The organism is Oscillatoria salina IIICB1, from assembly GCF_020144665.1.
In the GTDB taxonomy this organism is placed as follows: domain Bacteria; phylum Cyanobacteriota; class Cyanobacteriia; order Cyanobacteriales; family SIO1D9; genus IIICB1.
In genome coordinates, this window is record NZ_JAAHBQ010000156.1 from 1 (window position 1) to 9783 (window position 9783).

7 protein-coding genes and 1 pseudogene are annotated in these 9783 nt (G+C 43.4%); all 8 read left to right on the top strand.

Annotated features, from left to right (window positions below; all coding sequences use genetic code 11):
• A pseudogene (psbD, locus tag G3T18_RS24575) lies at positions 1-935 on the top strand (photosystem II D2 protein (photosystem q(a) protein)); the annotation flags it as partial.
• 1089 nt (positions 936-2024) lie between these two features.
• Entirely contained in the window at positions 2025-3899 is a 1875-nt protein-coding gene (locus G3T18_RS24580) for an iron uptake porin (RefSeq protein ID WP_224413229.1), read from the top strand.
• 458 nt (positions 3900-4357) lie between these two features.
• Positions 4358-4795 carry an RrF2 family transcriptional regulator gene (locus tag G3T18_RS24585; protein WP_224413230.1) on the top strand — a complete coding sequence of 146 codons (438 nt, stop codon included), beginning with the start codon at positions 4358-4360 and terminating at the stop codon, positions 4793-4795.
• 105 nt (positions 4796-4900) lie between these two features.
• The gene (cysK, locus tag G3T18_RS24590; protein WP_224413231.1) at positions 4901-5863 is read left to right on the top strand and encodes a cysteine synthase A; all 963 of its coding nucleotides are present in this window, start codon (positions 4901-4903) and stop codon (positions 5861-5863) included.
• A 46-nt stretch (positions 5864-5909) separates the two neighbouring features.
• On the top strand, positions 5910-6611 hold the full coding sequence (locus G3T18_RS24595) for a J domain-containing protein (protein WP_224413232.1): 702 nt from the start codon (positions 5910-5912) through the stop codon (positions 6609-6611).
• A gap of 96 nt (positions 6612-6707) precedes the next feature.
• Positions 6708-7580: a 6-carboxytetrahydropterin synthase gene (locus tag G3T18_RS24600; RefSeq protein ID WP_224413233.1), complete on the top strand. Its 873-nt coding sequence runs from the start codon at positions 6708-6710 to the stop codon at positions 7578-7580.
• 203 nt (positions 7581-7783) lie between these two features.
• Entirely contained in the window at positions 7784-8845 is a 1062-nt protein-coding gene (locus G3T18_RS24605) for a tetratricopeptide repeat protein (protein WP_224413234.1), read from the top strand.
• A gap of 308 nt (positions 8846-9153) precedes the next feature.
• Complete coding sequence (locus G3T18_RS24610) at positions 9154-9603, top strand: CAAD domain-containing protein (protein ID WP_224413235.1); 450 nt, start codon at positions 9154-9156, stop codon at positions 9601-9603.
• The last annotated feature ends 180 nt before the right edge of the window (positions 9604-9783 follow it).

Genomic DNA, 9783 nt, shown 5'->3' on the forward strand with positions numbered 1-9783 from the left:
CTAGCATTAGGAGCATGGTTAACCGGAACCACCTTTGTAACCTCGTGGTATACCCACGGACTGGCATCATCTTATTTAGAAGGCTGTAACTTCCTAACCGTAGCAGTCAGTACCCCCCCAGACAGCATGGGTCACTCATTGCTGTTCTTGTGGGGTCCAGAAGCAGGTTGGGATTTCACCCGTTGGTGTCAAATCGGCGGTTTGTGGACATTCACAGCCTTACACGGAGCCTTCGGACTGATTGGCTTTATGCTGCGTCAGTTTGAAATCGCCCGCTTGATCGGAGTACGTCCTTATAACGCGATCGCCTTTAGCGCACCAATCGCCGTCTTCGTTGCGGTTTTCTTAATGTACCCCTTGGGACAATCATCTTGGTTCTTCGCTCCCAGCTTTGGAGTAGCCGGAATCTTCCGTTTCATTCTCTTCTTCCAAGGGTTCCATAACTGGACATTGAACCCCTTCCACATGATGGGAGTAGCTGGGGTACTTGGTGGAGCGCTGTTGTGTGCAATTCACGGAGCCACCGTCGAAAACACCTTATTTGAAGACGGAGACTCCTCCAACACCTTCCGAGCCTTCAACCCCACCCAAGCTGAAGAAACCTATAGTATGGTGACAGCGAACCGTTTTTGGTCGCAAATCTTCGGCATTGCCTTCTCCAACAAGCGTTGGTTACACTTCTTCATGTTATTTGTACCAGTAACCGGCTTGTGGATGAGCGCTGTCGGCGTAGTTGGTTTAGCCGTCAACCTACGTGCTTATGACTTCGTCTCTCAGGAAATCCGCGCGGCGGAAGACCCAGAATTCGAGACATTCTACACCAAAAACATTTTATTAAACGAAGGTCTGCGTGCTTGGATGGCACCTCAAGACCAACCCCACGAACACTTTGAATTCCCAGANAAGAAGTTCTACCTCGCGGTAACGCTCTGTAAACAACAAAGTGTGTTAAGAAAAACCTCCGCCAATTGGTGGAGGTTTTTCAGTTATCAGTTATCAGTTATCAGTGAGCAGTTATCAGTTTATCTTCCCCTTCTCCCCCCTCTTCCTTGTCCCTCAAGTCTCCCAGTCCCCAGTCTCCCAATCCCCAATCCCCAATCCCCAATCCCCCACAAATCAAAAAATTGTGTTATGGTATTCAAAGGTTATCAAAAATAACCCATCGTCTAGAGAATCAGACCGTTCAGGCGTAAAAGGAGGTGATGCCCATGAATGATAGTAGTAAAAGCATGGGTCTCCTGATTGAAGTAAATCGGCTGTGTGCCGGGGCTGTTCTCTAACAGCTAGTTTCAACCTCCATTGCTTCTCTGGAACAATAGAGGAAAAAGTAGTTAATAACTGCTTTAAGTAAACTGGCTTGCGGGGTTCCTCCCGGCAGTCAGATTTCAATCAGAAGACCCCCTAGACCGCTCTCATCTAACAGTGTCCTCGAATTATCGAAGCACTACTAAGGTGAGAGCGGATAGTTTTTTTTGAGGTATTTCTGTTGGATTAGAAAAAAAAATTATGTATACTAGCGGACAATGATAGTCTATTGCATAATTTATCTTAGAAGTTGCGGTGGGCAGTCGTAACTATAAAACGCTTCCATCTTCAGTATGAGAAGAATCTCTCATTTTCAATGAGAGAGTGTCAACAAAAAGAAAACTCCCGTCTTTTTGAGAGGAAAGCGTGATGCAGCCAAAAAATTAGTTGTAGACCCGCCAAGCTCACAAGAAGACTTGACTCTGTGAGTAGCAGAGTAGAAAAAAGGGGATTTTCTAGCGAACAGTAAAAACGCACTGGACGAAAATCCTGGGAAAAAACAAGAAAATTGGTCTGCTGAAGGCGGACTGCTGCCTGGGTTCAGCTTAAAGCTGATAAAGGTTCTCCCGAACCAGAGAGGTAGGTAAAACTTTCTTTACTTTCTCAAAAAGGATGCCAATCCTCAAAGAAGGTATTGCATTGCCCGCGAGACAGGAAGCCTAGCCCGAAGAAAGGGATTGGGTACTTCAACAATCAGAAGGTGTGAGGAGAAGTTACAAATGTCAAAATTACTTTGGAAATCGCTGCTAGTGAATCCAATAGGAATATTAGGGGCAACACTAATGTTGTCATCCGCAGCGATCGCCGCAGAAAATACAACTTCTGCTGAAATAGTCCAGCCCCAGACAACAGCAACACAAGAAATAGCGGCTGCTGAAACAATTCAGGACTCAGTTAGTGCTAGTTCCATAGAACTGCCAGAGTTAGCAGTTACCGAAGATAGTTCATCTCCAGCAACAGAATTGAATTTTGCTGTTACCGAAGAAAAACCTGTTGCTCAAGTACCTCCGGCGATTAATTCTGGGGAAAATTACCAAGATTTATTAGACCAACTCGATCGCTACGGCAACGAAGGCAGAGGTAACTCAATCGACCAAATTACCAACGTCAATCAGTTGCGAGACGTTTCTCCTAGCGATTGGGCTTACGAAGCATTGCGGAACTTGGTCAATAACTACGGGTGTATCCAAGGCTATCCAGACGGAACTTATCGCGGTAACAGAGCTTTAACTCGCTACGAATTTGCCGCAGGTTTAAATGCTTGTTTGGAGGTTTTAGCAGCACGAATTCGTGAAAGCGGCGGCGGAGTAGTAACTCCCCCACCCATTGACGAAGAAGACTTAATCGTTCTGCGACGACTGATTCAAGAATTTGAAGCTGAATTAGCTACGTTAGGAACTAGGGTAGACGACCTCGAAGCCCGTGTAGCCTTCTTAGAAGACAACCAGTTCTCGACAACTACCAAGTTAAATGGTGAAGTAATCTTCGCGCTTACTGATACTTTCTACGACGATCGCTCGTCGAACAACACAGTTCTGGGCGACAGGGTACGTTTAGACTTTGTTACCAGTTTCACAGGTCGCGATGAACTACATACCCGTCTGGCAACTGGAAACTTAAACACTTTCAATGTTGAGGGTACTAACTCAGCTACAGCAACTCAGACTTTTAACTTAGGAGCTAATGGTAATGATGTTGTGGTAGATTGGGCAGCTTACTACTTCCCTCTGTTTGGCGATTCCCAAGGATATTTGGCTGCTGCGGGCGGTATTCATAGCGACTACGCACCAACGCTAAATCCTTACTTTGAAGACTTTGATGGTGGTGACGGGGCGCTTTCTACCTTCGCTAGTGAAAACCCGATCTACAGAATTGGTGGTGGTGCAGGTGCAGCGATTAGCTTTGCTTTTTCACCGTTAGAAAGCATTCTCGGACCTTCGACAGTAACTATTGGTTACTTAGCAGGAACAGCCGATAATCCTGGTGAAGATACAGGTTTGTTCAATGGTAGCTTTGCTGCTCTCGGACAAATCAACTTTAACCTCAGCGATCGCTTTGGGCTGGGTCTGACTTACGTCCACGGTTATCACAATGCCTTTAGTGCTATCTTTGGTGCAGGCGCTCCTGGAGATGCTTCCCGATTTTCATACAGTTCAGGGATAGTAGGTACTCCCGCAGCGAATAATATTGGTAATGGTCGCCCGGTTGTAACTAATAGTTATGGTGCAGAGGTAGCTTTCCGACTCAGCGATCGCATCTCAATTAGCGGCTTTGCTACTTACACCGACGCAATTGTTATCGGTCGCGGTGATGGCGAAATTTGGACTTATGGCGGCGGTATTGCCTTCCCCGACTTCATTAAAGAAGGAAGTGTTTTAGGTATCTTCGCTGGGGTACAACCTTATGTACACGAACTGGATGGTTTAGGCTTAGATGATGCAGGTGACGAACTACCTCTCCACATCGAAGGTTTCTATAAGTACCAATTAACCGACAATATCAGCCTCACTCCTGGTGTCATTTGGCAACGCGCCCCGAACGAAGAAGAAAGGGATGTACTGATTGGTACTATCAGAACTACTTTCAATTTCTAGAGTTTCTGATTCGGCTGTACAATGTGCGCCTTAATTTAAAAGCATCAGAAACGGGAAATCGTTTTTTTTGATTGCTGGAAGCTTTTTTCTACCCCGCTTGAGGTGGGGTAGATTTTTTTGCTTCGTGGAGCGCTTTTTTCTCAAACAAGGTAATCCTGATAGCTTCAAAATGCCATCGTGATAGTTTCTAAATGTCATCGTGATAGTTTCTAAATGTCATCGTGATAGTTTCTAAATGTCATCGTGATAGTTTCTAAATGTCATCCTTCGCTTCGCGAAGGATGACAGAAATTACCAGCTAAATGAGGGATTACAAGTAGATTTGAGAAGTACGAGATTTGCTGGGATTGCTGACGCTACGAGGTTAATCGCCCAAAATACCGATTAAACCAGCAAAACCCCAGTGGAGAACCGGGGTATACTAAAGAAAGTAGCCCCTAAGAAAAAAATCTAAATCTGTGGAACTTACTTGTAAAACAGAATACGCTTTGCTTGCTCTAATCGAGTTAACCGATCGCTATCCCCAAGGAGAACCCCTGCAAATTCGAGAAATTGCAGCGCGACAAAACATACCCGATCGCTATTTAGAACAACTTTTAGCTACCTTAAGGCGAGGAGGATTAGTAATATCTCAGCGAGGCGCAAAAGGAGGCTATTTGTTAGCGCGAGAACCTTGGAAAATTACGATGTTAGACGCAATCGATTGTCTCGAAGGTTCAGATTTGTCAACGACAAAACGAGACAGTAACAATAAGACAGTAGAAAATCTCGTGGTAGGAGAAGTTTGGCAGGAAGTATGTGACAGCGCCAGAAAAGTTTTACAAAGTTATACACTTCAAGATTTGCGCGATCGCCGAAATACTAAATCTCAGATAGATATTATGTATTACATTTAGTGGGGGTGAAAATTTGAAATTATCTCTGGTTGAAACTACTCCTAATTAGTAATTAATAGTGGCTCAAATTTATTCAATAAATTCAACTAAAAACTGTTTAAAACTATGCGTATTGCAGAAAACGTTACAGAACTAATCGGTCGCACTCCTTTAGTAAAATTAAATCGTATTCCCCAAGCAGAAGGCTGTGTAGCTCAAATTGTGATGAAATTAGAAGGAATGAATCCTTCAGCTTCAGTCAAAGACCGCATCGGGATTAATATGATTGAAGCAGCCGAGCGAGAAGGATTAATTACTCCTGGAAAAACAGTCCTTGTCGAACCCACATCAGGAAATACAGGTATCGCCTTAGCAATGGCAGCCGCAGCCAAAGGGTATAAATTAATTTTGACAATGCCCGAAACAATGAGTAGCGAACGACGGGCAATGTTACGCGCTTATGGTGCACAATTAGAGTTAACACCAGGAATAGAAGGAATGCGAGGCTGTATTGTTCGTGCCCAAGAAATTGTTGAAACAACTGCCAATGCTTATATGCTGCAACAATTTAATAATGCGGCTAATCCGGAAATTCATCGGCGGACGACAGCGAGAGAAATTTGGGAAGATACAGAAGGACAAGTAGATTTCTTAATTGCTGGAGTTGGTACAGGTGGAACAATTACAGGCGTCAGCGAAGTATTGAAAAAATATAAACCAGAATTTAAAGCGATCGCTGTCGAACCTGCAAGTAGTCCGGTACTTTCCGGCGGACAACCAGGAGCGCATAAAATTCAAGGTATTGGTGCGGGTTTCATTCCCGATGTACTTAAGGTAGAGTTAATAGACGAAGTAATTGCCGTTACCGATGAAGAGGCGATCGCTTACGGTCGTCGTCTCGCCCGTGAAGAAGGACTACTTTCCGGGATTTCTACTGGTGCGGCGGTGTATGCAGCAATTCAAATCGCTAAGCGCCCCGAAAATAAAGGAAAATTAATTGTGGCGATTCAACCAAGTTTCGGCGAACGTTACCTAAGTACGCCACTGTTTCAAGACTTGGAAGCAACCCCAGTAGCAGTTGCTAATTAACACTGAGCAGTTGAAAGTCCTTACTTTCTCAACTTAAAAAGAATTTATGAGCGATTCTAACCATTACCAAACTCTAGGAGTTAGCTCGAAAGCAACTCAAGCAGAAATCAAAGCAGCATTCCGTCATTTAGCCAAACAATGTCATCCCGATATTCACAGTGGAAAGTCAAATCACGAGCGAAGCGTCAAGCTTAACGCAGCTTACGAAGTTCTTCGCGATCCTCAGCGTCGCCGAACCTACGACCAACAAATATTTTATGGCTATTCTGCTCAAACCTCAGCCAAGCGACAACAAAGAACTACTGAAGCGCAAAATCGCTATCGACAGCAATGTCAAGCAGAGAAAGAAGAAGATGCTCGCTTAGAAAGATGGTGGCGGGAAATTTATCGACCTGTATATCGATTGATTTGTCTGATTATTAATCCTCTTGATGCTCAAATAGACGATCTTTCTGCTGACCCTTTTGACGATCTCTTAATGGCAGATTTTCAGCAGTATCTTGAAGATTGTCGCTATCACCTTAACCAAGCTCAATTAACTTTCTCTTCTCAACCCAACCCTGCTCAAGTCGCTAGTGTTGCGGCTCATCTTTACTACTGTCTCGATCGCCTCGAAGATGGCATTAATGAGTTAGAGTGGTTTACCAATAACTACGACGAACACTATCTGCATACAGGTAAAGAACTTTTCCGCATCGCTTCTGGTTTGCGTCGCCAAGCTCAATATGCAGCGAAAGCAGTTGTTTAGCTTAATCTGGTTAAACTTTAGTGGAAACAAACAGTCCAGTTAGTTTATCCTGAAAGAAGTTAACTTAACTTTACAATTTGTCTTACTACAGACCCTATGGAATGTATTATCAACCGTCGCGCTCAGTTTAGTGCCAGTCATCGTTATTGGCTACCCGAACTTAGCGAAGCGGAAAATCAGCAGTTATTTGGAGCCTGTAGTCGTTTTCCCGGACACGGACACAACTACGTGCTATATGTATCTCTCGCTGGCAAATTAAACAAATACGGGATGGTACAAAATTTATCTAATGTCAAGCAAACAATCGGACGGGAAATTACCGAACAGCTAGATTATGCTTATCTGAATGAGGCATGGTCGGAATTTAGCGAAACTCTACCAACTACGGAAAATATTGCCAGAGTAATTTGGCAAAGGTTAGCACCTCATCTGACCCTAGTTAAAATTAAGTTATTGGAAAACCCAGAACTTTGGGCAGAATATCAAGGAAACGGTATGGAAGCGTCTTTAACTATTAGCACCCATTTTAGTGCGGCTCATCGGCTCGCTCTTCCCGAACTAAGCTACGAAGAAAATAGTGAAATTTATGGTAAATGCGCTCGTCCTAATGGTCACGGACACAATTACCATTTAGAAGTTACGGTCAAAGGCGAAATTGACCCTCGTACAGGAATGATTGTGGATTTAGTAGCTTTTCAGCAAGCAGTGGAAGACTACGTGGTCGAGCCATTTGACCATACGTTCCTAAATAAAGACATTGCTTATTTTGCTGAGGTAGTTCCCACTGCGGAAAACATTGCTATTCGCATTTGTCAACTATTACAAGCACCGATCGCAGAACTAGGTGCAGAATTAGATAAAGTTAAACTAATTGAAAGTCCGAATAACTCTTGTGAAGTGTTTTGTCGTCAAGTAGCGAAAAATAGTAACACACCAGAAAAAGCCGCACCAATGTTAGCTTCTCGATAGAGGGAATTGGGCGATTCGGCTTTGAAAGTTCATCCAATCGAGGAAGACTCCCACAGACGAGCTTTAATTTTAGCATCGGCAACCATCTTTTTTTGCCTGATGCGAAATTGAGCTTCAAATTAGGGAATACTAAAAATAAGACTCTTGGCAAAAAACTCCCAAGAGCTAAGTCAGCGATGAAAAGAGCTTAAGGGGCAATAGCTATGGGCGACCGTTTGCGGTCTAGCGACAACAGCAAGCCAGAGGGTAGTCATCGAAAGGAAGAACGTACTACTATCGTGCCTTCGCCACAAGCCAGTAAAAAATATAAGTCTGGTAGGGGAAAACAACCCTCTGCTAAAAGCGAAGCTGACCTACTGCTTGAATTTGGGATCAAGCAACACCAAAATGGTAAATTCGAGGAAGCGATCGCTAGCTTTAATGAGGCTTACATTGCTTATACCAAATTGGATAATCAGCTTGGGATGGCAAAAGCAGCTTGTTGTCTCGGACTCAGCTTTTATGCCTTAGGAGACTATAACCAAGCAATTGAAAAAACTAAAGAGAGTCTTAAATTAGCTAGAGAAATAGAAGATTTGCGTTTGGAAGGGCAAGTTCTCGATAATCTCGGTAATGCTTATCGCCATCAAGGAAATTATGCTAAGGCAATTGAGTATCAACAACAAAGTTTATTAATTTTACGCCAACTCCAAGATCGCTCGAAACAAATGGCTGTTTTGAATAATTTAGGACTGGCATATAAAGCTTTGGGCGATCGTGAATGTGCGATTGAATGTCAGCGCCAAAGTTTAGCTTTAGCAAAAGCGATTGGTGACTCCCGTACCGAAGAACAAGTGCTGCGAAATCTGGGAAATACTTGCTACGCCATCGGAGAGTACGCTCAAGCAATCGAATACTACGAACAACGTTTAGCTTTAGTTCGCTTACGCGGCGATCGCCGGGTAGAAGCGCAAATTTTGCGAAACTTAGGTAATGCTTGCCACACTCTCGGAGATTACCAAAAGGCGATCGCTTATGGCAAACAACGTTTAAATTCGGCAAGGGCGACTGGCGATCCTCGTTCGGAAGAACAAGCTCTCGGTAGTTTGGGTGTCGCCTACGATGCTTTAGGAAAGTATGCTTGGGCGATTAAATATTACGAACAGCGTTTAACTTTGGCTCGGAAACTTGAAGATCGCCGAGTCGAAGAACAAACTTTAGGCAGTCTCCGCCTTGCTTGCTATGCTTTGGGTGACTATGCAAAATTTTTAGAATATCAGCAATAACTTATGTCACTAGGTTGACTTGGCGATCGCCAAGCCGACACGTCGAGAAATTTATTGTTTCTTAGAATTACCTCATAAAGTTAAAATTGACGACTCTCTGCCCTTCGCGCCATGTTTTTGATAAAAATTAACTATTCTCAGAGCATGATTTGTCAAGTATCGGACTTTAACCTTGGGAGTTCCTCCTTTTGAGCCTCTATTTGCCAGTAGATGTGTCTGATAATATGAGCAAAGTTAGCTGTTTCTCTTGCTGATACAGCTATCTTGACAATAAAATGTTCTATCTAAGATAAGGGTAGGTGTAAAATATGGAATCCAAAACTCAAGCTAATGAAACTGAGGTAACTGACACTCAACAACGTCCAGATTTGGAGGTTGAAACTACTCAAGGTGGTCAAATTGAGAAATTATCTGTCAATGATTCCACGACTACGGGCGTAGAATGGCAAGAATGGGTAAAACCCGTGTCAGATTTTTTGTCAAACGCGGAAAATATCGGTCAGTTTTTTTCTGATTACAGAAAACCTCTAATTACTGTAGCAATATTTTTTGGCAGTTTTGTCGCAGTTAAAGTGACCTTGTCGGTGTTGGATGCAGTTAACGATATTCCTCTCCTCGCACCTTTGTTTGAATTGGTGGGGATTGGTTACACTGGCTGGTTTTTCTTCCGTTATTTGCTCAAGACCTCTACTCGTCGAGAATTGACAGCCGAGTTAGACTCTCTGAAAAAACAATATCTTGGCGAAAATCCCCAGTAAATTTTCTTAAAGGCAAGGAATCTCAAGGCAAAACTTCATTACAGAGGTTTTGCCTTTTGTTCAGCGATCGGGGACTGGAAACCTGACAGGTGTAGCTTTTTGACAATTAAGAGGAATTAAAGCCAAAGAAATCGTCAACAGGAGTAGAAGGAAAAGAACTCCACCGGGAAAGATGAATCG

Bases quoted from the DNA above. Each gene is read 5' to 3' on its own strand.
- G3T18_RS24605 (WP_224413234.1), top strand. From the start codon at position 7,784: ATGGGCGACCGTTTGCGGTCTAGCGACAACAGCAAGCCAGAGGGTAGT.
- G3T18_RS24610 (WP_224413235.1), top strand. From the start codon at position 9,154: ATGGAATCCAAAACTCAAGCTAATGAAACTGAGGTAACTGACACTCAA.
- cysK (WP_224413231.1), top strand. From the start codon at position 4,901: ATGCGTATTGCAGAAAACGTTACAGAACTAATCGGTCGCACTCCTTTA.
- G3T18_RS24595 (WP_224413232.1), top strand. From the start codon at position 5,910: ATGAGCGATTCTAACCATTACCAAACTCTAGGAGTTAGCTCGAAAGCA.
- G3T18_RS24600 (WP_224413233.1), top strand. From the start codon at position 6,708: ATGGAATGTATTATCAACCGTCGCGCTCAGTTTAGTGCCAGTCATCGT.
- G3T18_RS24580 (WP_224413229.1), top strand. From the start codon at position 2,025: ATGTCAAAATTACTTTGGAAATCGCTGCTAGTGAATCCAATAGGAATA.